This window comes from Micromonospora saelicesensis (genome assembly GCF_900091575.1).
In the GTDB taxonomy this organism is placed as follows: domain Bacteria; phylum Actinomycetota; class Actinomycetes; order Mycobacteriales; family Micromonosporaceae; genus Micromonospora; species Micromonospora saelicesensis.
In genome coordinates, this window is record NZ_FMCR01000003.1 from 941,952 (window position 1) to 965,575 (window position 23,624).

Sequence of the window (23,624 nt, forward strand, 5' to 3'; positions counted from 1 at the left end):
CGTTTCTGCCATCGCGGTGAACAGAATGACCGCAAGGCTGTCAACGGGTGAGACGCGCTTCACATTGTCGACATGGACACCACCGCATCCGCCACCACCCCGGCACCGGCGGTCCGCCGGGACCGTACCCGTTACCTGTATCTGGCCGTCATCGTGGCCGTGGTCGCCGGCATCGTGGTCGGCCTGGTCGCCCCCGATTTCGGCAAGGAACTCAAGCCGATCGGCACCGGCTTCGTCAACCTGATCAAGATGATGATCAGCCCGGTCATCTTCTGCACCATCGTGCTCGGCGTCGGCTCCGTCCGGCAGGCCGCGAAGGTCGGCAAGGTCGGCGGCCTGGCCCTCGGCTACTTCCTGACCATGTCGACCGTCGCGCTCGCCATCGGCCTGGTCGTCGGCAACCTCATCCACCCCGGCTCGGGCCTGAACCTCGGCCCGGACCTCGTCGGCTCCGGCAAGGCCGCAGCCGGTGACGAGGCCGCCGGTACGGCCGACTTCCTGCTCGGGGTCATCCCGACGACGCTGCTCTCCTCGCTCACCGAGGGCAAGGTGCTCCAGACGCTGCTGGTCGCCCTGCTGGTCGGCTTCGCCGTCCAGGCCATGGGCCGGCGCGGTGAGCCGGTGCTCAGCGCCATCACCGTCATCCAGCGGGTCGTCTTCAAGGTCCTCGCCATGATCATGTGGCTGGCGCCGATCGGGGCGTTCGGCGCGATGGCCGCCGTGGTCGGCGCGACCGGCGTGGACGCCCTCAAGAGCCTCGCCCAGATCATGGTGGGCTTCTACGCCACCTGTCTGATCTTCGTGCTGGTGTTCCTGGGCGCGCTGCTGTGGTTCGTGGCCCGGATCTCGATCTTCTCGTTGCTGCGTTACCTGGGCCGGGAGTTCCTGCTGATCCTGTCGACCTCGTCGTCGGAGTCGGCGCTGCCGCGGCTGATCGCCAAGATGGAGCACTTCGGTGTGAGCAAGCCGGTCGTCGGCATCACGGTGCCGACCGGCTACTCGTTCAACCTGGACGGTACGGCGATCTACCTGACCATGGCGTCGCTGTTCATCGCCGACGCGCTGGGCAAGCCGCTGGCCGTCGGCGAGCAGATCTCGCTGCTGCTGTTCATGATCATCGCGTCGAAGGGCGCTGCCGGGGTCACCGGCGCCGGGCTGGCCACGCTGGCCGGCGGCCTCCAGTCGCACCGGCCGGACCTCGTCGACGGGGTCGGGCTGATCGTCGGCATCGACCGGTTCATGTCGGAGGCTCGGGCGCTGACCAACTTTGCCGGCAACGCGGTGGCGACCGTCCTGGTGGGAACCTGGACCGGCGAGTTCGACAGGGAGCGGGCGGCCGGTGTGCTGAGCGGCAACGACCCGTTCGACGAGGCCACCATGCTCGACGAGCACGACGACGACGAGGCGGCGTCCCGCCCCGACGAGAAGGAGGCCACGCCGGCCGGAGCCCCGGCCTGAGTCGAGGCGTGGACCCGGGGTCGCGGCGGCGCAGTGCCGCCGCGACGCCGTCCCCTCCCGTTGATCAAGAGGCTTGCGTCACGACACACCGGGATGGATGACGCAAAGCTCTTGATCAACCGGGGCTGGGGGGGTGGGCTGGGGTGGGGCGGGTGGGCGTGCGGGGCTAGGGCGTGGTGGTCTTGTCGCAGGGGACGCCGATGCCGAGATTGACGCGGTCGGTGTGGCCGTTCGACGTCACGATGAGCGGTACGCAGGCGGCCTGCGCGACCCAGGTGCCACCGACGAAGGCCATCCACTGAGCCTGCCCACCCGCTGGCGCGCACGCGTGCACGGTGACCGTCGCCGCGGGCGTGCCGGTGCCGCCCCAGCCGAGCCGGGCCTTGTCCTGCCAGCCCGGTGCCACCCGCAGGTCGACGACCGTGCCGGCGCGGACGACGAGCCCCCATTTGGCGAACAGCCGTGCCGCCGGATCGGCCTCCCCGGAATCTTCCGCCGACATCACGGGGGCGTTGGGCACCGCCACGTCTTCGCCCACCAACCGGTAGCCCGCCGGCGGTGCTGGCAGCGTGTCGACCGATGTCGTGCAGGGCGGCCCGCCACCACTGGCGTCCGTCGACGGCGCCGCGCCGTTGGCCGGCGGGGTGGCGTGCTGGCGCGAGTCACCCGCCGGCGTGCACGCGGCCAGGGCCACCACCAGGCTCAGGAAGCCCCACCAGGCGACCGGTCTGGTTCGGCTGCCCGCCCCGGGATCCGGAAGGGCCGGGGCACGCGGGGGCCGGGTCGCACCGGCATGGGCACTCATCAGACATTCATAGCTGGTGGCCGGACCCGGCGCGGTCCTGGCCGGCGGGGGATCGCCGCCTGTCTGACCACCGCATCCGGGGCGCCAGCTCCAAGTGGCGGTCCAACTCAGCGCTGACGGCGGACGCCGCGATGGTTACGGTCGTGGATGCCAGGTATCCCGACCGTTCGAGGAGTGATCCCATGCCCCCCTCTCCGTCCCGGCTCTTCGCCGAGATAGCGACGGCCGAAGCGCCCGCCGAGACCAGAGTGGTCATGCGACGGGCGGTGGTGCTCGGTGGCAGCATGGCCGGGTTGCTGGCGGCCCGGGTGTTGAGCGACCACGCCGAGGAAGTGCTGATCATCGAACGGGATCCGTCCGATGTCGACGCCGGTCCACGGCCGGGCGTGCCCCAGGGCAGTCAGGTGCACGCGCTGCTGCCCGCCGGTCAGGTCCAGTTGGAGCGCTGGTTTCCCGGCATCGCCGACGAGGCGCTCGCGCTCGGCGCCCCGCCGCCACCGAGCGATCCGAGCACGGCGAAGGTCTTCGTGAACGGCATGTTGGGTCTGCCGCCCGCGGCGACCGGCACCGGGCCGGCGCTGATCACCACGCGTCCGTTCCTGGAGGCGCTGGTCCGCCGACGCACCCTCGCCATCGACAACATCCGCATGGTGTACGGCCGGGCGGAGGGTCTGCTCTTCGACGAGCGGCGGGTCAACGGCGCCCGGTACGTGCCCGAGGGTGGCGCCGAGCCCATCGTCGAAGCCGCGGACCTGGTGGTCGACGCGATGGGGCGGTCCAGCCGGTTGAGCGACTGGCTGGCCGAGCACGGGTGGCCGCGCCCGCCGCTGCACCGCATGCCGATCAAGCTGAACTACGCCACGGCGCTCTTCAAGCGCGACGAGTCGGTCAGCGACGCCTGGGTGGCGGTCTTCCACACCATGGCGGGCAAGGGGCGTACCGCCCGGATCGGTGGGATCAACTCGGTCGAGGGGGACCGCTGGATCATGCTGGTGGCCGGCTACGACGGGGACCGGCCCAGCCGCGACGTCGCCGACTTCACCGCCCGTTGCCGCGAGCACTACCCGCAGATGTTCGGTGACATCGCCGAACACGGGGAGATGCTCGGCGGCGTGGTCACGTACCACCAGGCGGACAGCCGACGCCGCGACTTCCACAAGCTCGACCGTCTGCCCGCCGGGTTGGTCGCCGCCGGCGACGCGGTCGCGTCCTTCAACCCGGTGTACGGGCAGGGAATGACCTCCGCGACACTGCACGCCTCCTGCCTGTCGACGTACCTGCGCTCCGGTCCGAAGCCACACGACGAGCCCGCGCACGCGTACTTCGACCAGGTCCGCGTGGTGGTCGACGCCGCCTGGCAGATCTCCACCACCGCCGACATCGAGCTGCCGCACGTCGATGGGCCGTACCCGCCCGGCTACAAGGTCACCAAGTGGTTCGGGGACCTGCTCTTCCGGGCGTCGCTGACCGACCCGGTGCTCAACGCCCGGCTGGGCCGGGTCACCACCATGCTCGACCACCCGGCCGCCCTGAGCCGCCCCGGCACCCTTTTCCGGGCCCTCCGGCTCGGCCTGCTCGGCGGCTCCCGGCGGTGATTCGTCGCCAAAGCCGCCGCCCACCGCGGGGCGCTGTGGAGAATGGTGGGCCGGGGAGGGGTGCTGCGACGAACCGGGGGAGCGGTCGTGCTCGGAACCAGCCTCCTTGGCCGGCTTCGCCGCCGTGACCCGGGTGACGCCATCCTGCGACGCGCGGCCCGGCTGACGCTCGTCGCGTCCGTCGTCTTCTACGGCTGCCGGTACGGCGTGGGCAGCTCGACGCTCGCCACGTACGGGTTGTTCGGCACGATCGCCGCCGGGTCGTTCGCGCAGCTACCTGGGCCGGCGCCGCAACGGGCGCGGATCCTCGTGCTGTCGCTGCCGGTGGTGTGGGCGCTGATCGCGGCGGGCTCGCTGTTGGCGTGGAGCACCTGGGCGGCCGCCGGTGGCATGCTGGTCGTCGGGTTCGTGGTGGCGTTCGCCGGGGTCGGCAACCCGCGTCTGGTGGGTTTGGCGAGCGCGTTCCAGCTCTTCTACATCCTGGCGTCGTTCCCGCCGTACCAGCCGGGCACCCTGCCGGAGCGACTCGGTGGGGTGACCCTCGCCGTCGTCCTGCTCGCCGTGGCCGAGGTGTTCGTCTGGCCCGACCCGGTGCCGGTTTCCTACCGGCAGCGCCTCGCCGAGGCGGCGGACGGCGTCGCCGCCTTCCTCGACGCCACCGCCGAGAAGTTGACTGACCCGCACGCCGCTGCGGGTGACCCGGACGCGCGGCGCGAGCGGGCGCACGATGTGGTGGCGGCGATCGAACTGAACCGAAGCCCTCCGGCGTGGGCGCCCACCGCGGCGGGCGCTCAGGATCGGGCGTTGCGGATCTGCGCGGCCGCGTTACGGGAGGTGCTCGGCGAGGCGGACCGGTTGGCGGCGGACGCCCCGCCGGAGCCGATTCCGGACCTGGCGGCGGCGCGTCTGCTGCGCTCGTGCGCGGACACCACCCGCGCGGTCGGCCGGAGCCTGTCGCCGGGTGCCCCGGCGGTGGCCCCGGCCGACCTGGATGTGGCGGTCGGACGAGCTGAGGCGGCGTACCCGGTGGGAGACGGCCAGGTCCGCGACGCGCCGGACGTACCCCGGTTGTGCCGGGACGCGACCGCGCTGGCCCTCGCGGACCAGGTGCGGGTCTTCGTCGTCGGTTCCCGGGTGGCTACCGGGGCGGGGCTCGGCGGCGACGACGCCTCCTCGGCGCTGTTCGAGTACGCCCAGCGCAGCCCGTGGACGCTGTACTGGTGGCAGTTCCGCGCCCACCTGGCGCCGCGCTCGGTCCACCTGCACAGCTCGCTGCGGCTGGCCGTGGCGCTGGCCATCGCCCGGGTGGCCGCCGGGGTGTTGCAGCTGACCCACGGCTTCTGGGTGCTGCTGGCCACCCTCACGGTCCTGCGCACGTCGGCCGCCGACACCCGCACCGCCCTGCGGCCGGCCGTGCTGGGCACGATCATCGGTGCGGTCGTCAGCGGCGGGGTGATGCTCGTCGTCGACGATCCGCTCGTGTACGCCGTCGTCCTGCCGGTCACCCTGCTGCTGGCCTTCGGCGTCGGCCGCCTGCTCGGTCCGGTGTGGCAGCAGGCGCTGTTCACAGTGCTGCTGACTGTCGTCTTCGCCCAGCTCAGCCCGGAAGGGTGGCGGCTCGCCGAGGCCCGCCTCGTCGACGTGCTGCTCGGCGCGGTGATCGGCGTGCTCGCCGGGGTGGCGATCTGGCCGCGCGGCGCGGGCCACGACCTGCGGCACAACGCCACCCGGTACCTGGCGGCCAGCGCGGACGCTGTCGAACAGACGGTCCAGTCGATGCTCGGCGATGCTCCGCCACCGGCAGGTGTCCTCGGCCGGGTCCGTCGCCGGATGATCCTGATCGACTCGTCGTACTGTCAGTACCACTCGGAGCGGCACGATCCGCACCTCCAACAGGTGAACTGGGACGCCGTGCTGAGCGCCGGGCACCACGTCGTGCCCGGCGCGGAGTCGCTGCTACGCCGCAACCCGCCCGGCTGCCTCGCCGGCTGGCCCGGGGCGGCGGCGCTGCTGCGGGACTCCGCCGCGCGCCTGCGATCGGCGTACGACGCCCTCGCCGACGAGGTCGCCCACGGCCGGAGGTCGGACCGGGCGCCGGTCTCGACCAGCTGCGTCGACCAGCTGGACCGGATCCGTCCGCTCCTCGGCGAGGCCGACCATCAATCGGTCCGGCACCTGGTGGAGGTCGACCGGTGGCTCGCCGGCCTCGCCGACAGTCTCGCCCGGATCCCACTGCCCGCTGCCGACGAGTCGATCGGGCGCCGCCGGAAGCGGTGAGGCCGGTGCCGCCCGGCGTCGATGTGACCGATCCGGTGCCCCAACCAGTCATGACCTGTGAGAGCCCACCGGGGCCACGGGAGGAAACATGGATCAGAACCTGCGGGTGCTCTTCGACCGTGCCATCGCCGACGAGCCGGACCTACCCCTTGTCGACCTGGTCGATGACGCGGTGGCCGCCGGCAACGGCCTGCGTCGACGCCGACAACGGCTGGTGGCGACAGGCGTCGCCGCCGTGATCGCCGTCGCGGCGGTGGGGGCGGTGAACGTGGCGACACCGCCGCAACGGTCGGCGCCGCCACCAACGGTGCCGGCGGCGTTCGGCACGCTCGTGAACAGGGCGTGCCAGGCCCCCGCCGACGAGACCGCGACCGACGCCGCGGTCTACCTCGCTCCCGAGATCACCGATCAGCAGCGCGCTGTGATCAAGCACGGGCTGGACGCGGACCCGGCGGTCGGGACCGTGGTGTTCCAGAGCCGCGAAGAAGCGCTGGAGAAGCTCAAGAAGGTGTACGCGGACACACCCGAACTCGTTGACCACATAGTGCCCAGCCAACTGCCGGAGTCGTTCCGGATCACGCTCGTGGTGCGGACCCAGTACGCGGAGCTGGCTGAGCGGGCCAAACGCCTGTCCGGGGTCGACGAGATCATCGGCATCGACTGCCCGGCCGGCACGAGCGCGTCGGCGGTCGACTGATGGCGGCTGCCCGCTGGGGCGCGGCTCGACGGCGTGAGCAGACCGCCCAGCAGGCGGAGTTCACGGCCTTCGTCGAGACCGCCGCACCGAGGTTGCGGCGTACCGCCTACCTGATGTGTCGCGACTGGCACCTCGCCCAGGACCTGACCCAGACGACCTTCGCGAAGATGTACGCGAACTGGGGCCGGATCCGGCACACCGCGAACCTCGAGGCGTACAGCCGCCGGGTCCTCATGAACGCCGTCTTCGACCAGAACAAGCGGCACAGCGCCGCCGAGGTCGTGCTCGCCGAGCTGCCGGAGGGGTCGCCGCAACGGCCCGACGACACCACGGAGCTGCACATCGCCCTGCTCCAGGCGTTGGCCGCCCTGCCGATCCGCGACCAGGCCATCGTGGTGCTCCGGCACTGGGAGGATCAGAGCGTCGAGGCGGTCGCCAGCACCCTCGACGTCTCCGTGTCGGTGGTCAAGATGCAGAACGCCCGCGCGCTGACCAGGCTGCGGTCGTTGCTCGGTCAGGACTTCGTCCGCATCTGACAGGCCGCCGATCGCCGATTGGCAGTCCCCGTCGCGCGTCGCTCGGCCTAGCGTCGACGGCATGGAGATCGAGCAGGCGCAGAAGCTGTGGCAGCCGGAGCCCGGCTGGTTGAACACCGCCAGCTACGGGTTGCCGCCGGAACCGGCGTGGGCGGCGTTGCAGGAGGCTCTCGCGGCCTGGCGGGTTGGTCGTACATCGTGGGAGGGCTGGGGCGAGTCGACGCACCGGGCTCGCGTCACCTTCGCCGACCTCATCGGGGTGCCGGTCGGTGACGTGGCGGTCGGCGCGGCGGTGTCCCAGCTGCTCGCGCCGGTCGCGGCGGCGCTGCCGGCCGGTGCCACGGTGGTGGTCCCCGAGGTCGAGTTCACCTCGAACCTCTTCCCCTGGCTGGTTCAGGAGGAGCGTGGCGTCAAGGTCCGCACGGTGCCGCTGGGGTCTCTGGTCGACGCCATCGACGCCGATACCGACCTGGTGGCGTTCAGCCTGGTGCAGTCGGCCGACGGGGCGGTCGCCGCGTACGACGAGATCGTGGCCGCGGCCCGCGCCCACGACGCGCTGGTGGCGGTGGACGCGACCCAGGCGTGCGGCTGGCTGCCGTTCGACGGCAGCCGGGCCGACGCGGTGGCGGTGGGCGGCTACAAGTGGCTGATGAATCCGCGCGGGACCGCGTACGCCTATCTGGCCCCCGGGTTGCGTGAGCGGCTGCGCCCCGACGCGGCCGGCTGGTACGCGGGCCGCGACCCGCACGCCTCCTACTACGGCCCGCCGCTACGGCTGGCCGACGACGCCCGCCGGTTCGACATCTCACCGGCCTGGTTCAGCTGGGTCGGTGCGGCGCCCGCCCTGGAGGTGGTCGCCGAGATCGGCGTGCCGGCGATCGGGGCGCACAACGTGGCGCTGGCCAACCGGTTCCTGACCGGTCTGGGTCGGGCACCGGGGGAGAGCGCCATCGTCAGCGTGGACGTGCCGGACGCGGAGCAGCGCCTCGCGGCGGCCGGCATCCGGGCGGCGGTGCGCGCCGGACGGGTCCGGGCCTCGTTCCACATCTACTCCACCGAGGCCGACGTGGACGCCGCGTTGACGGCGTTGACCGGATAGGCCGGCCGCGCCCGTTGCGGGGCACGGCCGGCCGGTCGGTCAGGAGCAGATGCTGAAGGTCGCACTCGTGTACGCGAGAGGCTTCCACTCCAGATCGGGCCCGAGGCTCATGTCCCACCTGCCGTCCGGGAGGCGGCCGAAGTAGATGAAGTTGCTGCCGAGCCCGTCGTAGTAGAACCAGTTGTCGCCTTCGTACGTGCTGAGGCGGGTCGCTGCCCTCGCGAGGGTCCTGGGGCCGACGACGCCGTCGCTCACCAGGCCCCGGTCGCTCTGCCACCGTTTGGTGGCGGCCGTCGTGACCGCACCGAACCTGCAGTCGACGCCGGAGGCGGCGAGGTAGCCGTCGGCTACCAGGATCTTCTGCCACATGGCGACGACGTTGTTGTACGACCGGGTCGACGCGGAGATGGGGCCCTCGTCGTTCCAGTCGTCGGTCCAGGTGCCGGAGCCCGCGACGTACCCCTGGCTGACGCTCGCGGACGCGGGCGCGGCCACGATGACGGCAGCGCCGGCGGTGGCGACGGCCATCGCCATCGTGGCTGCTCTGATTCGTAGGAACATGCGTATCCCCCTCTGACTGATCGGGCGGGTGGTACGCGAATACACGTCTGGCCACGCCGCTCTGTTGCAGGTCAGTCAGGAGACGGACACTTGGGCTCAGGCCAGGTGACCACCGATCTTCGTGTACCCGCGCAGCAGGTCCCGCGAGATGATCAGCCGCTGCATCTCGTCGGTGCCCTCGAAGATCCGGTAGAGCCGGACCTGCCGGTACCAGCGTTCGATCGGCAGCTCTCGGGTGTAGCCCATGCCGCCGTGGATCTGGAGCACCCGGTCGACCACCCGGTTGACCATGCCGGCGCCGTAGAGCTTGCCCATCGACGAGGCGTGCCGGGGATCCAGGCCGGCGTCGACCGTCCACGCCGAGCGCAGCACCAGCCAGCGGGCCGCCTCCAGCTCCGTCTCGGAGTCGGCGATCATCCACTGGATGGCCTGGTTGGTGCCGATCTTCGTGCCGAAGGTCTCCCGGGTGTTGGCGTAGTCGATGGCCATCTGCAACACCCGCTCGGCGATGCCGATGGCGTGCGATGGGATGGTGTAGCGCCCCTTGCCGATCCACTCCATGCCGAGCGTGAAGCCCTGCCCGATCTCACCGAGGATGTTGCGGTGCGGCACGCGTACGCCGTCGAAGATGAGTGACGCGGGCCCGCCCTCGCCCATCGTCTGGATGAACTCCGAGCGCCAGCCCATCGACCGGTCCACCAGGAAGGCGGTGGCACCGCCCTTGCGGGCGCCCTTCTCCCGGTCGGTCACCGCGACCACGATGGCGAAGTCGGCGTCGTGACCGCCGGTGATGAAGGTCTTCTCGCCGTCGAGGATCCAGTCGTCGCCGTCGCGGCGGGCCGACAGCCGGATGTTGGCCGCGTCGGACCCCGCGCCCGGTTCGGTGATGGCGAAGCAGGAGCGTCGCTCGCCCTCGATGGTCGGGATGAGGAACTCCCGCTTCTGCTCCTCGGTGGCGTGGAACAGGATGTTGTCCGCCTCGCCGCCGAAGCGGAACGGCACGAACGTGCGGCCCAGCTCGGTCCAGATCAACGACTGGAGTACGGCCGGCAGGTTCATCCCGCCGTACTCCTCCGGGGTGGCCAGGCCCCAGAAGCCGAACTTGCGCGCCTTGAGTTGCAGTTCGCGCACCTCGGAGTGGTCGAGGCCCGGCTGGTGCGCCCGTTCCCGGCGGAGCACCTCCGCTTCCAGGGGCATCACCTCGCGGGTGATGAACGCGCGCACGGTGTCCCGGACGGCGCGTTCCTCGTCGGACAGTGCGAAGTCCACGGTTCCCCCTCGGTCGGCGTGGTGGTGCGCCGCCACGGGTCGTAGCGGTCCCTCATAAACTAGCGGTGTAAGTTTTCATTCGTCCAGACCCCTTCTCCGGCCGACGTGGTGACGCCTGCCCGCAGGCGGTCCCCGATAGGGTGCGTGAACAGGTGGTTCCCACGGGGAGGGACACCGCAGACCGAGGAGTTCTGACGTGCCCCGACCTCGACGGCCTCTGCTCACCCGCGACCGGATCGTCGAGACGGCGCTCGCGCTGATCGACGCCGACGGGCTCGGCGCGCTCTCCACCCGCCGACTCGCCGCCGCGCTCGGCGTGCAGGGCCCCTCGCTCTACAACCACTTCGCCACCAAGGACGAGATCCTCGACGCGGTCGCCGACACGGTCACCGTTGCCGTCGACACCAGCGGCTTCGCCAGCCGGGACTGGCTCACCGCGCTGCGGGACTGGGCGTGGTCGTACCGGCGGGCGCTCACCGCCCACCCGAACATCGTGCCGTACCTGGCGCAGGGGCCGGGTCGTCGACCGGCCGCCCTCGCCATGGCCGACGCGGTCTACGGCGGGCTGGTCCGGGCCGGTTGGCCGCCGGCCCGTGCCACCCACATCGGCGCGGCGCTGCGTTACTTCGTGGCCGGGTCGGCGCTCGGTTCGTTCGCCCGCGGTTTCGTCGAGGACCCGGAGCTGTACGCGGCGCACTACCCGCACCTGCGCCAGGCCCACCGGCTCGCCGAACACCAGCAGAGCGTGGACGAGGGCGCCTTCGCCCTCGGCCTGGACGCCCTGCTGCACGGTCTGGCCGCCGAGTACACCCGCACCGTCGACACGGTGGAGTCCGCCCGGCCCAACGGGTAGCGTCCAAACTCCCAGCGCTAGTTTCACCGCCCGTCGCCATCGCCCATCGCCCACCCTCGAAGGGACGACATGGACCTCGCCGCCCCGCCGTCGCTGTTGCCCGACTCCCTGCGCCTCCGGCGCCACCTGCACGTCGGCGGGCAGTGGACGCCTCCCGCCGACGCCGGTCTCATCGACGTGGAGAACCCGAGCACCGGAGAACTGATCGGGCAGGTGCCGGCCGGCACCGCTGCCGACGTGGATCGCGCCGTGGCCGCGGCCCGGGCCGCGTTTCCCGGCTGGTCGGCCGCCACCCCCGCCGAGCGCTCCGCCCACCTCGACCGGCTGCACGCGGCGCTCACCGCCCGCGCCGACGACCTCGCCCGCACCATCGCCGTGGAGCTGGGCTCGCCGCTCAAGCTCGCCACCCGGGTGCAGGTCGGGCTCCCACTGACCGTGCTGCGCGACCACGTCGCGCTCGCCGCCCGCTCGCCGGTCGAGGAGAGCATCGGCAACTCCCTGGTCGTCCGCGAGCCGATCGGCGTGGTCGGCGCGATCACCCCGTGGAACTACCCACTGCACCAGGTGATGGCGAAGCTCGCACCCGCCCTGGCCGCCGGCTGCACTGTGGTGCTCAAACCCAGCGAGCTGACCCCGTTGACCGCGTACCTGCTCTTCGACGCGGTCACCGAAGCCGGCCTGCCGCCGGGCGTGCTCAACCTGGTCCCCGGCACCGGGCCGGTGGTCGGTGAGGCGCTCGCCGGGCACCCCGACGTCGACCTGGTCTCCTTCACCGGCTCCACCGCCACCGGCGCGCGAATCATGCGGCTCGCCGCCGACCGGATCGCCCGGGTCGCGCTGGAGCTGGGCGGCAAGTCCGCCAACGTGATCCTCCCCGACGCCGACCTGGCCACCGCCGTCAAGGTGGGCGTCGGCAACACCCTGCTCAACTCCGGGCAGACCTGTACCGCCTGGACCCGGATGCTGGTGCACCGCGACCGGTACGACGAAGCCCTCGACCTGATCGCCACGGCGGTGGCCGGCTACCGACTCGGCGACCCGTTCGACCCGGCGACCCGGCTCGGCCCGCTGGTCTCCGCCGCCCAGGCCGAGCGGGTACGTGGCCACATCGACCGGGCCCTCGCCGACGGCGCCCGGCTGGTCGCCGGCGGGCCCGACGCCCCGGTGCCGACCCGGGGGCACTTCATCGCCCCGACCGTCTTCGCCGACGTGCACCCCGACAGCGCGCTCGCCCAGGAGGAGGTCTTCGGCCCGGTGCTCGCCGTCATCCCGTTCGCCGACACCGACGAGGCGGTCGCCATCGCCAACAACTCGAAGTACGGGCTGGCCGGCGCGGTCTGGTCCGCCGACACCGACGCGGCGCTCGCCGTGGCCCGGCGGCTGCGCACCGGCGCGGTCGACATCAACGGTGCGCCGTTCAACCCGCTCGCCCCGTTCGGCGGCTACAAGCAGTCCGGCCTGGGCCGGGAGTTGGGCGTGCACGGGCTGGCCGAGTTCTGCGAGCTGAAGGCGATCCAGCGATGACCGACCCTGAACTGTCCCCGACCGCGCCCACAGGCGGCACCGAACTGTCCCCGACCGCGCCCACAGGCGGCACCGAACTGTCCCCGGCCGCGCCGGGCGGCGGCACCGAGCCGGCGTCCGCGCCGGTCATTGTTCGCGCGCTGGTCGCGCGCGGGTCCGGCGCCGAGCTGCGGGTCGAGCGGGTACGCCTGCCCGCGCCCGGCCCCGGCGAGGTGCGGGTGACGATCCGGGCGGCCGGTGTCTGCCACTCCGACCTGTCCATGGTCAACGGGACGCTCGCCGCGAGGTTCCCGCTGGTGCTCGGGCACGAGGCGACCGGCGTGGTGGCCGAGGTCGGGCCGGGCAGTCAGCTGACCGTCGGCACACCGGTCGTGCTCAACTGGGCACCGGCCTGCCGGGCCTGCTGGTGGTGTCGGCGCGGCGAGCCGTGGCTCTGCGCCGACACCACAGCCCCGACCGTGCCTCGCGGCGAGACCGACGACGGGGTCCCGCTGCACCTGACCCTCGGCCTCGGCGCGCTCGCCGAGGCGGTGGTGGTACCCGAGCGTGCCGTCATCCCGATCCCCGCCGGGCTGCCGCCCGCGCAGGCCGCACTGCTCGGCTGTGCGGTGCTCACCGGCGTCGGCGCGGTCCGGAACACCGCCCGGGTGGCACCCGGCGAGTCGGTCGCTGTCGTCGGGCTCGGTGGGGTCGGGCTCGCCGTGCTCAGCGCGGCCCGCCGAGCCGGTGCCACGACGATCCTGGCCATCGACGTCGCCGAGGCGAAACGGGACCTGGCGCTGGCCGCCGGGGCGACCGACTTCCTGCTCTCCGACGACCGGCTTTCCAAGGAGGTACGGGCGCGCACCGAGAGCCGGGGCGTCGACCACGCCTTCGAGTGCGTCGGTCGGGCCGCCACCATCCGCGCCGCATGGCGGCTGACCCGGCGCGGGGGAGCGGTGACAGTGGTCGGCATGGGCGCCAAGGACGACATGGTCAGCCTGGGCGCGCTGGACATCTTCCACTCCGCGCGCACGCTGCGCTCCTCGGTGTACGGCTCGTCCGATCCGGACCGGGAGGTGCCGGTGCTGGCTGCCGAGCTCGCCGACAGCGCACTGGATCTGGGTGTGCTGGTCAGCGGGACGGTTCCGTTGGACGAGGCGCCCGCGGCGTTCGACCGGCTGGCCCGGGGCGAGGGCGCTCGCTGGGTGGTCACCCTGGACTGACGCTGGTCACAGCCGGGAGCTCAGCACGTCGACGATCTCAGCACGTCGACCTCGCAACCGGGTGCCCACGGGTCGAAGCCGTGCTCGACGAGCCAGCGGATCGCCAACAGGCTTCGCAATGACCACCACGCGCGGATCACGTCGAGGTCGACGTCGGCGCGGTAACCGGCGAGGACGTCGCCGAGGTGTTCCTCGTGGCCGAGCGTCAAGGTGGCGAGGTCGAAGAGGGCGTCGCCCTGGCACGCCTCGGACCAGTCGAGCACGCCGGTTATCTGGTCACCGTCGACGAACACGTGGCTGATCTGTAGATCGCCGTGCGTGAATACCGGGGCCCACGGGCGGAGCGCCGCCTCGGCGACCTGGCGGTTGCGCGTGACCAGGTCGGTGGGGAGGACGCCGTTGGCGACGAGCCACTCGCACTCGGCGTCGAGCTGCGATGTCAACTCGTCGCGGCTGCGGCTGACCCATGGCGGTAGCGGCGCGTCGTGCAGCTTTCGAGTGGCGGCACCCGCCGCGGCCCACGCCGCCGGCGACGCGGTCGACGGCTCGCCGAGGCGACCAAGCGCCGTTCCGGGAAGGGCGGCGAGCGCGAGTACGGGAGGCTTGCGCCAGAGAACCTCGGGGGTCGGGACCGGTGCCAGCGTCATCGCCTCGACCTCGACGTCGGTGCGCCCCGGATCAGTGTCGATCTTCAGGAACACGTCGCCGACGCGCACTGTCGCCCGTTCCTGGTGGGCGACGACGACTTCGACCTCCGGCACAACGGCCATTGTCGCGACACGACCATCGACATCCCAGCGATTTTTCGGGGGCGACTGGCGCGGTTGGCCGGGTGCCCTGGGTCGACCCGGGAAGGGGCAACCCTGGGCACCCGGACAACGAGGCCGGGGCGACTGGTCAGAAGGGTGGGGCGTCCTCGCCCATCAGCGCCAGCACGACGCCGCCCTTGCCGCTCTTGAGGCCCTGGACGACGACCTTGCCGGTGCTGCCGTCGGGCAGCTCCAGGGTGAAGGTCTTTCCGACCGCGTTCTTGGGGCCGTTGCCGGCGCTGTTGGCGGGTCGGAAGTCGCCTGCCCAGGGCGGAATCCCGCCCCTACGGGCCGGCTCGGCGAAGAGCGCGGCGGTGCCGGGGGTCCTGGTGCCGTCTGAGGAAAGGAGCACTGAGGCGCTGCGAAAGGTAGCCATATGCGCCAAGGCTAACCCGGACCATGCCGTTCGCGGCACCACAGCTGCCCGGAACGGCGATTCGGTCCTCTCGTCCCGGCACGTTGCGCCGGGAGCCATACCTAGCAGTACTATGCATCGTACCTCTAGGTTTGGAAGTGGGGGGTTTCATGAAGGTCGCCAAGGATCTGGTCGCCGCCTCGGCGACGCCGATGGTGCTCGGCATCCTGGCGGAGGGTGAGAGCTACGGCTACGCCATCCTCCGGCGGATCAACGAGCTGTCCGGGGGTGAGCTGGACTGGACCGAAGGGCTGCTCTACCCGTTGCTGCACCGGCTCGAGCGCCTCGGTCACCTGGAGTCGAGCTGGCAGGCGGTCGCCGGCGAGCGGAAGCGCAAGTACTACCGCATCACCGACCGGGGTCTGGCCGAGCTGGCCGAGCAGCGCCGGCAGTGGGACACCGTGGTGGGCGCGCTCAAGGAGATCTGGCACGACCGCGCGCCGCTGACGGTGCACCCGTTGGAGGGCCTGGCATGACGGCGCACGAGGGGCCGCAGGAGTTGGAAGCGCAGTTCGAGCAGTGGCGCCAGTACGTGCTGCGCCGCCGGGAGCTGCAAGCGGTGGACGCCGACGAACTGGAAGACCACCTTCGCGGCTCCGTCGACGAGCTCGTCGCCGCCGGCCTGAGCCCGGACGAGGCGTTCCTGGTGGCGGTGAAACGAATGGGCAGCCTCGACGACCTCTCCCGCGAGTTCGCCCGGGAACACTCCGAACGGTTATGGAAGCAGTTGGTGCTGACCGGCGACTCCGGCAGCCCGGTCGGTGGCACGCGCTCGGCCCGGGACCTGTGGGTCATGCTCGGCTGTGCGGCGGGTGCGGTGGTGTCCGTCAAGGTGCCGGCGCTGTTCGGGCTGAGCTTCGCCGACGACGGCTCGTTCTACGCCCGGAACTTCACACTGTTCGCGCTGCCCTGGCTGGCGGCGTACCTGGCCTGGCGCCGGGGAGCCGGACGGACGGTCATCGCGGCACTGGCGGCGCTCTTCGTCCTCGGCGCCGTGGCGGCCAACGCCTACCCCCTGGCGGACGATTCGCAGTCCGTGGTCGTCACCAGCATCCACCTGCCCATCGCCCTGTGGCTGGTGGTCGGCCTGGCCTATGTCGCCGACGACTGGCGCTCCTCCCGACGACGCATGGACTTCATCCGGTTCACCGGCGAGTGGTTCATCTACCTGGTGCTGATGGCGCTCGGCGGCGGCGTGCTCTCCGCGTTCCTGTTCAACACCTTCGCGGCCATCGGGATCGTCCCGGAGGCGTTCATCTCGCAGTGGCTGCTGCCCGGCGGTGCCGCGGCCGCGGTCGTGGTGGCCGGGTGGCTCGTCGAGGCCAAGCAGAGTGTCGTCGAGAACATCGCGCCGGTCCTCACCCGGCTGTTCACCCCGCTCTTCACGGCCGCCCTGCTCGCCTTCCTCGTCGCTGTCGTCTGGACCAGTCACGGCATCGACGTCGAGCGGGAGGCGCTGCTCCTCTTCGACCTCCTGCTGGTCGTGGTGCTGGGGCTGCTGCTCTACTCACTCTCGGCCCGTGACCCGCTGGCCCCGCCCGGCCCGTTCGACAAACTCCAACTCGCGCTGGTGGTCAGTGCGTTGGCCATCGACGTGCTGGTGCTGCTGGAGATCACCGGGCGCATCACCGACGAGTACGGCGGTACGCCGAACCGGGCGGCCGCGCTCGGCGAGAACGTGATCCTGCTGGTCAACCTCGCGTGGTCGGCGTGGCTGCTGCTGTCCTTCATCCGTCGGCGCACGCCGTTCGCGGCGCTCGAACGGTGGCAGACCGGCTACCTGCCGGTGTACGCCGCGTGGGCCTGGATCGTGGTCCTCGTCTTCCCGCCGCTGTTCAGCTTCGCCTAGACGGGTGGTTCCTCACGGCCTCCACCGTGCGCTCGGCTGGCCCTCCATGCCGATCCGCCGAGGAGCGGTATACCTCAGAGGCATAAATATTCCTCTGAGGTATACCGCTTGATGCCGCATCCGCCCCGCCGAAGGTGGCCGATGGTGATCGGCCTGGGGCTGGGGGTCACTTGCCGGTGACGATGCCCGGGTTGATGCAGAGGCCCGGGTTCGCGCCATTCTTGTCCGCGATCTCCAGACAACGGGTCACCTTGTCGACAGTCGCGTTGGTCTCGGTGATCTGCTTGGAGATCTCGGCGTTCTTGCGGTCCTGCTCCAGGTTGCGGGTCTGCGCCAGCTTGTCCTGGAACGCCTTGATGTTGCCCTCGGTCTTGTCGTCGTGGTTCACCCGGGTGATGGTCACCGAGAGGATGTCCACGTCGGTGGCGAGGCGGCTCTCCGCGCTGGTCTTGATGTTCGCCGCGAACGGCTTCAGGTCGACGTTGAGGTCGCCGGTCTGAGCGTCGATCTTCTCCAGCGGGTTGTACGCGGCGAAGGCGTCGTTGACCGCGCTGTCGAGCTGCACACCCACCCGCTGACCCCGGAAGCTGCCGAAGTCGCCCTTGTAGTCCATGAACTGCTTCGGCGCGTTCTCCGGCTTGACCTGCCATTCGACGAGCACCTCGACGCAGGCGTCGGCGAGGGTGCCGGTGCGCACGCGTACGCAGTTGTTGCCGCCGATGTGGTCGTACTTCTGGCGGCCCGCGTCCCACTCGCCGACCTTCTGCCAGGGCGCCACCCACTTCAGGCCCGAGCCGGTCACCTCGCCGGTGGGCTTGCCGAAGCTGGTGACGATGCCGACCGAGCGGATGGGCACCGAGTGGGCGCTGGAGGCGATACCGACGAGCAGCGTGAGGGCGAGAAAGCCGAGCGCCGCGAGGGCGGCCATCCGCTTGAGCGGCCGTGCGGGAGCGACGAGTGCGACGACGGCGCTGACCGCCAGGGCGACGGCGAAGACGATCGCCATGGTGAAGCCGACGGGCATGGGGTGGGGACCTTCCGGTGGGCTGTGTGGATCATCAACCTAGGGGGTCCGGTCAAGTCGACGGTGCGGGGGAGTGGAGTTCGAGCACGTCAAACGTGGGCCGAATATGGAGCCCATCGACATGGTTCGACTCCGGCGGCCCGCCGTAGGTTTCGTCCACGCGACGGGCCTGTGACCACGGTCACCGAACCGACCGTCGCCGCGACGTGCGGAGGATGAGGCGATGGCCGGGCAAGCGCTCCTGTCGGCCCGTGGGCTGACCCGCGACTTCCGGGGCTTCCGGGCGGTCGACGACGTCGACCTCGACGTGGCGTCGGACAGCGTGCACGCGCTGGTCGGCCCGAACGGCGCGGGCAAGACGACCCTGTTCAACCTGCTCACCGGCTTCCTGCGACCCAGTGGTGGCCGGATCGAGCTGGCCGGGCGGGACGTCACCGGGCTGCCCCCCGAGCAGGTGGCACGGCTCGGCGTGGCCCGTTCGTTCCAGATCACCAGCCTCTTTCCCCAACTGTCCGCACGCGAACACGTCGCGCTGGCCTTGCAGTCGCCCAGCGGGTTGGGCTGGCGGTTCTGGCGGTCGGCGAAGCTGATGGGCCGCTACACCGAACGGGCCGACGAACTGCTGGCCATGGTGGGACTGGCCGAGCTGGCGCACGCCCCCTCGGCGTCCCTGGCGTACGGCCGGAAACGCGCCCTGGAGCTGGCCATCGCCCTGGCGCTGGACCCGAAGGTGCTGCTGCTCGACGAGCCGACAGCGGGCATGGGCCTGGAGGACGTCGACCGCACCGTCGAGCTGATCGGTCGGGTCCGCCAGGGCCGGACCGTGGTGATGGTCGAGCACAACATGAGCGTGGTCGGCCGTCTCGCCGACACCGTCACCGTGCTCCAGGCCGGCAAGGTCCTCGTCGAGGGCCCGTACGAGCAGGTCCGCGCCGACGAGCGCGTGATCACCGCCTACCTGGGAGCCGCCGATGCTGCGCATTGAGAACCTGTCCGCCTTCTACGGCGAGGCGCAGGTGCTGCGCGACGTCAGCCTCGAGGTCTCCGCCGGTGAGGTGGTCACCCTGGTCGGCCGCAACGGTGCCGGCAAGTCCACCCTGCTGCGCTGCGTGATGGGGCTGCACCCCGGTCAGCGCGGCACTGTGGAGCTGGACGGGCGGGACATCACCAGGTTGCCGGCGCACAAGCGGGCCCGCCTGGGGCTGGGCTGGGTGCCCGACGACCGGGGCAGTTACGCCACGTTGACCGTCACCGAGAACCTCACGCTGCCACCCACTGTCGGCTCCGATCCGTGGTCGCTGGAGCGGGTGTACGAGGCGTTCCCGGCCCTCTACACCCGACGGGACTCGGCGGCCACCATGCTCTCCGGCGGCGAGCAGCAGATGCTCGCGCTGGCCCGGGTGCTGCGGATGGGCGCCCGGCTGCTGCTCTGCGACGAGCCCACCGAGGGGCTGTCGCCACTGCTGGTGCAGCAGGTCGGCGACCTGCTGCGCGAGGCCAAACGGCACGGGGTGACCGTGCTGCTGGTCGAACAGAACCTGCACTTCGCCACCGGTGTCGCCGACCGGCACTACCTGCTGGCCGAGGGCCGGGTCGCCGAGGCGATGGACAACTCCGAGGTGCGTTCGCGCGAACGCGAACTGCTCGCGTACCTCGGGATCTGAATTTTCTCAACGACGACCCGCGCGACGCCGCGCGGAATGGATGGAGTGGGCATGCGCAGGACGATGGGTGTGGCCGCGGCGTCGGCCGTGGTGGTGCTGGTCGCCGGATGCGGCGGCGGTGGCCCCCAGTCGAGTGGCGACCAGAAGCTGACCGGCGACAAGATCGTGCTGGGCGTGCTCAACGACCAGTCCGGGGCGTACTCGGAGTTGTCCGGAAAGAACTCGGTGGCGGCGGTGGAGATGGCCATCGCCGACTTCACCGCGAAGTACGGCGACAAGGCGGTGACCACTGACATCACCGTGGAGACCGCCGACCACCAGAACAAGCCGGACGTGGCCAACTCCAAGGCCCAGGAGATGTACGACCGCAAGGGCGTCGACCTGATCCTGGACGTGCCCACCTCGTCGGCCGCGCTGAAGGTCGCCGACGTGGCGAAGGAGAAGAAGAAGCTCTACTTCAACATCGGGGCGGCGACCACCGACCTGACCGGCAAGAGCTGCAACAAGTACACCTTCCACTACGCGTACGACACGTACATGCTGGCCAACGGCACCGGAAAGACCACCACCGAGCAGATCGGCAAGAACTGGTACATCCTCTACCCGAACTACGCCTTCGGTCAGGACATGGAGAAGAGCTTCTCCACAGCGATCACGGCGGCCGGCGGCACTGTCGTCGGCAAGGACGGGGCGCCGTTCCCGAACACCAGTGGTGACTTCTCCACCTTCCTGCTCAAGGCGCCGAACCTGAACCCGAAGCCGGACGTGCTGGGCACCATGCAGGCCGGCGCGGAGCTGGTCAACGTGGTGAAGCAGTACAACGAGTTCAAGCTGCGGGACAAGGGTGTCGGCCTGGCGGTGGGGCTGATGTTCCTCACCGACATCCACTCGCTCACCCCGGCCGCGCTGGCCGGCACCACGTACACCGACGCCTGGTACTGGAACTTCGACGCGAAGAACCGGGAGTTCGCCGACCGCTTCCAGCAGAAGGCCGGCACCCGGCCGACCTTCGCGCACGCCGCCAACTACTCCGCGGCGTTGCAGTACCTGGAGGCGGTGCAGGCCGCCGGCACCGACGACGCGGACGCCGTGGTCAAGGGCCTGGAGGGCAAGACGGTCGAGGACGTCTTCCTGCGCAACGGGAAGATCCGCGCCGAGGACCACCGGGTGGTGCACGACGCGTACCTGGCCCAGGTGAAGCCGCAGTCCGAGGTCGCCGAGCCGTGGGACTACGTGAAGGTGCTCAAGACGATCCCCGCCGCGGAGGCGTTCCGCGCGCCCTCGGCGGACTGCAAGCTGTGACCGCGAGGGCACTGTGAGCGGATTCGCGCAGAACACGTTCAACGGGTTGGTGAGTGGGGCGTTCTACGCCCTGCTCGCCCTCGGGCTCGCGGTCATCTTCGGCATGCTGCGAGTCGTCAACTTCGCCCACGGCGCGTTCTACATGCTCGGCGCGTTCGGGGCGTACGTGCTGCTCAGCGAGGCGGGTGTGCCGTTCTGGGCCGCCCTGGTGATCATGCCGGTGGGGTTGGGTCTGCTCGGCATGGCGCTGGAACGCGCGGTGATCCACCGGCTGACCAAACTGGACCCGCTCTACAACTTCCTGCTCACCTTCGGTCTGACGCTGATCCTCCAGGACCTGGTGAAACTGCGCTACGGCGTGCAGTCCAGCCCGTACGAGACGCCGTCGCTGTTGAGCGGGTCGGTCGACTTCGGGTTGTTCGACTTCCCGACGTACCGGGTGTTCATCCTCGGCTTCGCGGTGCTGCTCTGCGTCGCGGTGTGGTGGGTGCTGACCCGGACCCGGATCGGCATGGTGGTCCGTGCGGCCACCGAGCGGCCGGACCTGACCCGTGCGTTCGGCATCGACGTCGGGCGGTGGGTGACCCCGGTCTTCGGCTTCGGCATCGGGCTGGCCGGCCTCGCCGGTGTGCTGGCCGCGCCGATGCGCGCGGTCAACCCGCTGATGGGCGCCGACCTGATCATCGTGGTGTTCGCGGTGGTGGTGATCGGCGGGCTGGGCTCGATCTTCGGGTCGGTCGCCGCCGGCTTCGGCATCGGACTCGTGCAGGCGTGGGGTGAGGCGTACCTCTCCACCTTCCCGCTCGTCTCGCAGACGATCGTCTTCGTGGTGATGGCTGGCGTGCTGCTCTGGCGCCCGGCCGGCCTGTTCGGTCGGGAGGAGGCCCCCGCATGACCAACACCGTGGACACTCCTACCGACGCGTCCCGTTCGACGCCACCGTCCGGGCTGATCGCCGTGGCCCGGGCCCCCGGCTGGGTCCGGTACGCGCTGCTCGCCGTCGGCCTGGCCGTTGCGGCGTGGCTGCCCAACGGCCTCTACCCGGCGGTCGCGGTGGACATCCTCTGCTGGGCGCTCTTCGCCGTGGCGGTGGACCTGCTGCTCGGCTTCACCGGGCTGATGTCCTTTGGTCACGCCGCGTTCTGGGGCACCTCCGCGTACGTCACCGGGCTGGTGGCCATTCACGCCGGTCTGCCGTTTCCCCTCGCGGTCCTGGCCGGGGCCCTCGCCGCGGCCGTGCTGGCGGTGCCGATCGGGTACCTGGCGGTCAAGCGGACCGGCATCTACTTCGCCATGGTGACCCTGGCCTTCGCGCAGATGGTCTACTACGTCGCCAACGAGTGGCGCTCGGTGACGCAGGGCGAGAACGGCCTCCAGGGGGTGCCCCGCGAGCTGTTCGGCGTCGACCTCACCGACGACTACTTCTTCTACTACGCGATCCTGCCGATCGTGCTGCTCGGGCTCGCCGGCGCCTGGCGGATCGTGCACTCACCGTTCGGTCGGGTGCTGGTCGGCATCCGGGACAACCCGGCGCGGGCGCGGGCGCTGGGCTACCCGGTGCACCGCTACAAGCTCACCGCGTTCGTGCTCTCCGGGTTCATCGCCGGCCTCGGTGGCGGGTTGTTCGCGGTCGGCCACCGGTTCGTCTCGCTGGACGTGCTGCACTGGACCACCTCCGGCAAGGCGGTCATCGTGGTGGTGCTCGGCGGGATCGGCACCCTCTGGGGTGGGGTGCTCGGCGCCGCCCTCGTGGTCCGGCTGGAGGACTGGCTGTCGTTCTCCGGGTTCGAGGCGATCGGCCTGGTCACCGGCGGCATCTTCGTCCTGGTCGTGGTGCTGTTCCGGCGTGGCATCTGGGGCAGCGTCGCCGCGCTGGCCCACCGGCTGGCGGCCCGCCGCCGCTGAAATTCCGCGACGGCGCATCCGCCAGGTGCCCGCCGAGCGAACCCCCGGGTAGAGACCGTCTACCCGGGGGTACGTCTGGTGCTGACCGATCCGATGCCGGCGGAGGCCGTGGAGATCGCGCACAAGCAGGTGTCGCTGGCTGCCGAGGACCTGGACGCCAACGCCGTCGCGACGCTGGTGCTGGAGTTGGCTGAGGCTTGGGGCGTGCCGGCGCTCTGGGAGCAGGTCTGTCGTCCGTTGCTGGCCCGGCTGTCGGGGCGTACCGCCGCCGAGGTCGTCGTCGAGCACGCCCTCTGCGAGGGTGTCCGGGTCGGGTTGGACGTCTACCGCCGGGAGCCGGGCCGGTCACTGCCCACCGGCGGGGTGCTGCTGGCCGGCGCCGAGAAGGAAGCGCACAGCCTGGGTCTGCTGGCGCTGGCCGCGGCGCTGCGCGAGCAGGGCCGGGGCTGTCTGAACCTCGGCCCCGCGCTGCCCTGGACCGCGCTCACCAGCGCGGTGTACCGGGCCCGCCCGCGCACCGTCGTGCTCTGGTCGCAGACGCCGCTCACCGGCCGCGCGTACCGCCTGGTGCGCTTCGCCCGGGACTTCCCGTTCCTTCGGGTGTACGGCGCGGGGCCGGGCTGGATCGAGCCGCTCGGCGGTCCGGCGGTCCGTCTCGGCACGTTGACGGAGGCCGTCGACGCCTGCCTGGCAGGCGCGCGCGGGCGTGATGCCCACCACATACGATACGGATCGGTGCCGTATCGTTAATACGCGTCGTAGGCTGACCCGCGTTAC

General features: G+C 71.1%; 23 protein-coding genes. 17 read left to right on the plus strand and 6 right to left on the minus strand.

All coding sequences use genetic code 11. The annotated features are described in order from the left end of the window. Window positions 1-72 precede the first annotated feature (72 nt). Window positions 73-1,458 carry a cation:dicarboxylate symporter family transporter gene (locus GA0070561_RS17325; protein WP_091401775.1) on the plus strand — a complete coding sequence of 462 codons (1,386 nt, stop codon included), beginning with the start codon at window positions 73-75 and terminating at the stop codon, window positions 1,456-1,458. Between the two features lie 166 nt (window positions 1,459-1,624). Here GA0070561_RS17325 and GA0070561_RS17330 read toward each other — a convergent pair whose 3' ends face one another. Further along, window positions 1,625-2,263, minus strand: a complete 639-nt coding sequence (locus tag GA0070561_RS17330; protein ID WP_141710395.1) for a hypothetical protein — start codon at window positions 2,261-2,263, stop codon at window positions 1,625-1,627. Between the two features lie 182 nt (window positions 2,264-2,445). Between GA0070561_RS17330 and GA0070561_RS17340 the strand changes: the two genes are divergently transcribed. The 5 genes from GA0070561_RS17340 (at window position 2,446) to GA0070561_RS17360 (ending at window position 8,467) form a co-directional block, all read left to right on the plus strand. Then, a complete protein-coding gene (locus GA0070561_RS17340; RefSeq protein WP_208603784.1) occupies window positions 2,446-3,858 on the plus strand; it encodes an FAD-dependent oxidoreductase in 1,413 nt (470 codons plus the stop codon). Window positions 3,859-3,945: 87 nt separating this feature from the next. Then, window positions 3,946-6,135 (plus strand): FUSC family protein, encoded by a 2,190-nt coding sequence (locus GA0070561_RS34550; protein WP_279616375.1) that lies wholly within the window; start codon window positions 3,946-3,948, stop codon window positions 6,133-6,135. Between the two features lie 88 nt (window positions 6,136-6,223). Beyond that, a complete protein-coding gene (locus GA0070561_RS17350) occupies window positions 6,224-6,832 on the plus strand; it encodes a permease-like cell division protein FtsX (RefSeq protein WP_091401783.1) in 609 nt (202 codons plus the stop codon). Further along, window positions 6,832-7,368, plus strand: a complete 537-nt coding sequence (locus GA0070561_RS17355) for a SigE family RNA polymerase sigma factor (protein WP_091401785.1) — start codon at window positions 6,832-6,834, stop codon at window positions 7,366-7,368. The genes GA0070561_RS17350 and GA0070561_RS17355 overlap by 1 nt, the downstream gene beginning before the upstream one ends. A gap of 61 nt (window positions 7,369-7,429) precedes the next feature. Next, complete coding sequence (locus tag GA0070561_RS17360) at window positions 7,430-8,467, plus strand: aminotransferase class V-fold PLP-dependent enzyme (protein ID WP_091401786.1); 1,038 nt, start codon at window positions 7,430-7,432, stop codon at window positions 8,465-8,467. A gap of 39 nt (window positions 8,468-8,506) precedes the next feature. Here GA0070561_RS17360 and GA0070561_RS17365 read toward each other — a convergent pair whose 3' ends face one another. Together GA0070561_RS17365 and GA0070561_RS17370 are read right to left on the minus strand one after the other, a co-directional pair. After that, complete coding sequence (locus tag GA0070561_RS17365; RefSeq protein WP_091401787.1) at window positions 8,507-9,028, minus strand: peptidoglycan-binding domain-containing protein; 522 nt, start codon at window positions 9,026-9,028, stop codon at window positions 8,507-8,509. Between the two features lie 96 nt (window positions 9,029-9,124). Beyond that, the gene (locus tag GA0070561_RS17370; RefSeq protein WP_091401789.1) at window positions 9,125-10,297 is read right to left on the minus strand and encodes an acyl-CoA dehydrogenase family protein; all 1,173 of its coding nucleotides are present in this window, start codon (window positions 10,295-10,297) and stop codon (window positions 9,125-9,127) included. A 196-nt stretch (window positions 10,298-10,493) separates the two neighbouring features. On the opposite strand from GA0070561_RS17370, the gene GA0070561_RS17375 reads away from it, so the two are divergent. From GA0070561_RS17375 to GA0070561_RS17385, 3 genes are all read left to right on the plus strand, one after another. Further along, window positions 10,494-11,150 carry a TetR/AcrR family transcriptional regulator C-terminal domain-containing protein gene (locus GA0070561_RS17375; protein WP_091401791.1) on the plus strand — a complete coding sequence of 219 codons (657 nt, stop codon included), beginning with the start codon at window positions 10,494-10,496 and terminating at the stop codon, window positions 11,148-11,150. Between the two features lie 69 nt (window positions 11,151-11,219). Next, on the plus strand, window positions 11,220-12,674 hold the full coding sequence (locus GA0070561_RS17380) for an aldehyde dehydrogenase family protein (RefSeq protein ID WP_091401792.1): 1,455 nt from the start codon (window positions 11,220-11,222) through the stop codon (window positions 12,672-12,674). Further along, window positions 12,671-13,879 carry an alcohol dehydrogenase catalytic domain-containing protein gene (locus tag GA0070561_RS17385; protein WP_244166271.1) on the plus strand — a complete coding sequence of 403 codons (1,209 nt, stop codon included), beginning with the start codon at window positions 12,671-12,673 and terminating at the stop codon, window positions 13,877-13,879. Before GA0070561_RS17380 ends, GA0070561_RS17385 begins: the two co-directional genes overlap by 4 nt. A 20-nt stretch (window positions 13,880-13,899) precedes the next feature. On the opposite strand, the gene GA0070561_RS17390 is transcribed toward GA0070561_RS17385, so the two are convergent. Continuing rightward, window positions 13,900-14,649, minus strand: coding sequence for a phosphotransferase family protein (locus GA0070561_RS17390; RefSeq protein ID WP_208603785.1), 750 nt, complete (start codon window positions 14,647-14,649; stop codon window positions 13,900-13,902). A 127-nt stretch (window positions 14,650-14,776) separates the two neighbouring features. Further along, window positions 14,777-15,040, minus strand: a complete 264-nt coding sequence (locus tag GA0070561_RS17395; protein ID WP_091402229.1) for a hypothetical protein — start codon at window positions 15,038-15,040, stop codon at window positions 14,777-14,779. A 173-nt stretch (window positions 15,041-15,213) separates the two neighbouring features. On the opposite strand from GA0070561_RS17395, the gene GA0070561_RS17400 reads away from it, so the two are divergent. Together GA0070561_RS17400 and GA0070561_RS17405 are read left to right on the plus strand one after the other, a co-directional pair. Then, window positions 15,214-15,579 carry a PadR family transcriptional regulator gene (locus tag GA0070561_RS17400; RefSeq protein ID WP_091401794.1) on the plus strand — a complete coding sequence of 122 codons (366 nt, stop codon included), beginning with the start codon at window positions 15,214-15,216 and terminating at the stop codon, window positions 15,577-15,579. Then, window positions 15,576-16,952 (plus strand): permease prefix domain 1-containing protein, encoded by a 1,377-nt coding sequence (locus GA0070561_RS17405; protein WP_091401796.1) that lies wholly within the window; start codon window positions 15,576-15,578, stop codon window positions 16,950-16,952. Before GA0070561_RS17400 ends, GA0070561_RS17405 begins: the two co-directional genes overlap by 4 nt. A gap of 166 nt (window positions 16,953-17,118) precedes the next feature. On the opposite strand, the gene GA0070561_RS17410 is transcribed toward GA0070561_RS17405, so the two are convergent. Beyond that, window positions 17,119-17,976 carry an SPFH domain-containing protein gene (locus tag GA0070561_RS17410; protein ID WP_091401798.1) on the minus strand — a complete coding sequence of 286 codons (858 nt, stop codon included), beginning with the start codon at window positions 17,974-17,976 and terminating at the stop codon, window positions 17,119-17,121. A 223-nt stretch (window positions 17,977-18,199) separates the two neighbouring features. On the opposite strand from GA0070561_RS17410, the gene GA0070561_RS17415 reads away from it, so the two are divergent. From GA0070561_RS17415 to GA0070561_RS17440, 6 genes are all read left to right on the plus strand, one after another. Then, complete coding sequence (locus GA0070561_RS17415) at window positions 18,200-18,961, plus strand: ABC transporter ATP-binding protein (RefSeq protein WP_091401800.1); 762 nt, start codon at window positions 18,200-18,202, stop codon at window positions 18,959-18,961. Beyond that, window positions 18,948-19,640: an ABC transporter ATP-binding protein gene (locus GA0070561_RS17420; protein WP_091401802.1), complete on the plus strand. Its 693-nt coding sequence runs from the start codon at window positions 18,948-18,950 to the stop codon at window positions 19,638-19,640. The genes GA0070561_RS17415 and GA0070561_RS17420 overlap by 14 nt, the downstream gene beginning before the upstream one ends. Before the next feature lie 51 nt (window positions 19,641-19,691). After that, window positions 19,692-20,942, plus strand: coding sequence for an ABC transporter substrate-binding protein (locus tag GA0070561_RS17425; RefSeq protein ID WP_372471847.1), 1,251 nt, complete (start codon window positions 19,692-19,694; stop codon window positions 20,940-20,942). Between the two features lie 13 nt (window positions 20,943-20,955). After that, window positions 20,956-21,837 carry a branched-chain amino acid ABC transporter permease gene (locus tag GA0070561_RS17430; protein WP_091401805.1) on the plus strand — a complete coding sequence of 294 codons (882 nt, stop codon included), beginning with the start codon at window positions 20,956-20,958 and terminating at the stop codon, window positions 21,835-21,837. Next, window positions 21,834-22,847 carry a branched-chain amino acid ABC transporter permease gene (locus GA0070561_RS17435; protein ID WP_091401807.1) on the plus strand — a complete coding sequence of 338 codons (1,014 nt, stop codon included), beginning with the start codon at window positions 21,834-21,836 and terminating at the stop codon, window positions 22,845-22,847. Before GA0070561_RS17430 ends, GA0070561_RS17435 begins: the two co-directional genes overlap by 4 nt. 78 nt (window positions 22,848-22,925) lie before the next feature. Continuing rightward, window positions 22,926-23,597 (plus strand): transcriptional regulator, encoded by a 672-nt coding sequence (locus GA0070561_RS17440; RefSeq protein WP_244166272.1) that lies wholly within the window; start codon window positions 22,926-22,928, stop codon window positions 23,595-23,597. The last annotated feature ends 27 nt before the right edge of the window (window positions 23,598-23,624 follow it).

Coding starts and splice junctions, on each gene's coding strand:
- GA0070561_RS17325 (WP_091401775.1), top strand. CDS start 73: ATGGACACCACCGCATCCGCCACCACCCCGGCACCGGCGGTCCGCCGG.
- GA0070561_RS17330 (WP_141710395.1), bottom strand. CDS start 2,263: ATGAGTGCCCATGCCGGTGCGACCCGGCCCCCGCGTGCCCCGGCCCTT.
- GA0070561_RS17340 (WP_208603784.1), top strand. CDS start 2,446: ATGCCCCCCTCTCCGTCCCGGCTCTTCGCCGAGATAGCGACGGCCGAA.
- GA0070561_RS17350 (WP_091401783.1), top strand. CDS start 6,224: ATGGATCAGAACCTGCGGGTGCTCTTCGACCGTGCCATCGCCGACGAG.
- GA0070561_RS17355 (WP_091401785.1), top strand. CDS start 6,832: ATGGCGGCTGCCCGCTGGGGCGCGGCTCGACGGCGTGAGCAGACCGCC.
- GA0070561_RS17360 (WP_091401786.1), top strand. CDS start 7,430: ATGGAGATCGAGCAGGCGCAGAAGCTGTGGCAGCCGGAGCCCGGCTGG.
- GA0070561_RS17365 (WP_091401787.1), bottom strand. CDS start 9,028: ATGTTCCTACGAATCAGAGCAGCCACGATGGCGATGGCCGTCGCCACC.
- GA0070561_RS17380 (WP_091401792.1), top strand. CDS start 11,220: ATGGACCTCGCCGCCCCGCCGTCGCTGTTGCCCGACTCCCTGCGCCTC.
- GA0070561_RS17385 (WP_244166271.1), top strand. CDS start 12,671: ATGACCGACCCTGAACTGTCCCCGACCGCGCCCACAGGCGGCACCGAA.
- GA0070561_RS17390 (WP_208603785.1), bottom strand. CDS start 14,649: ATGGCCGTTGTGCCGGAGGTCGAAGTCGTCGTCGCCCACCAGGAACGG.
- GA0070561_RS17400 (WP_091401794.1), top strand. CDS start 15,214: ATGAAGGTCGCCAAGGATCTGGTCGCCGCCTCGGCGACGCCGATGGTG.
- GA0070561_RS17405 (WP_091401796.1), top strand. CDS start 15,576: ATGACGGCGCACGAGGGGCCGCAGGAGTTGGAAGCGCAGTTCGAGCAG.
- GA0070561_RS17410 (WP_091401798.1), bottom strand. CDS start 17,976: ATGCCCGTCGGCTTCACCATGGCGATCGTCTTCGCCGTCGCCCTGGCG.
- GA0070561_RS17415 (WP_091401800.1), top strand. CDS start 18,200: ATGGCCGGGCAAGCGCTCCTGTCGGCCCGTGGGCTGACCCGCGACTTC.
- GA0070561_RS17420 (WP_091401802.1), top strand. CDS start 18,948: ATGCTGCGCATTGAGAACCTGTCCGCCTTCTACGGCGAGGCGCAGGTG.
- GA0070561_RS17425 (WP_372471847.1), top strand. CDS start 19,692: ATGCGCAGGACGATGGGTGTGGCCGCGGCGTCGGCCGTGGTGGTGCTG.
- GA0070561_RS17435 (WP_091401807.1), top strand. CDS start 21,834: ATGACCAACACCGTGGACACTCCTACCGACGCGTCCCGTTCGACGCCA.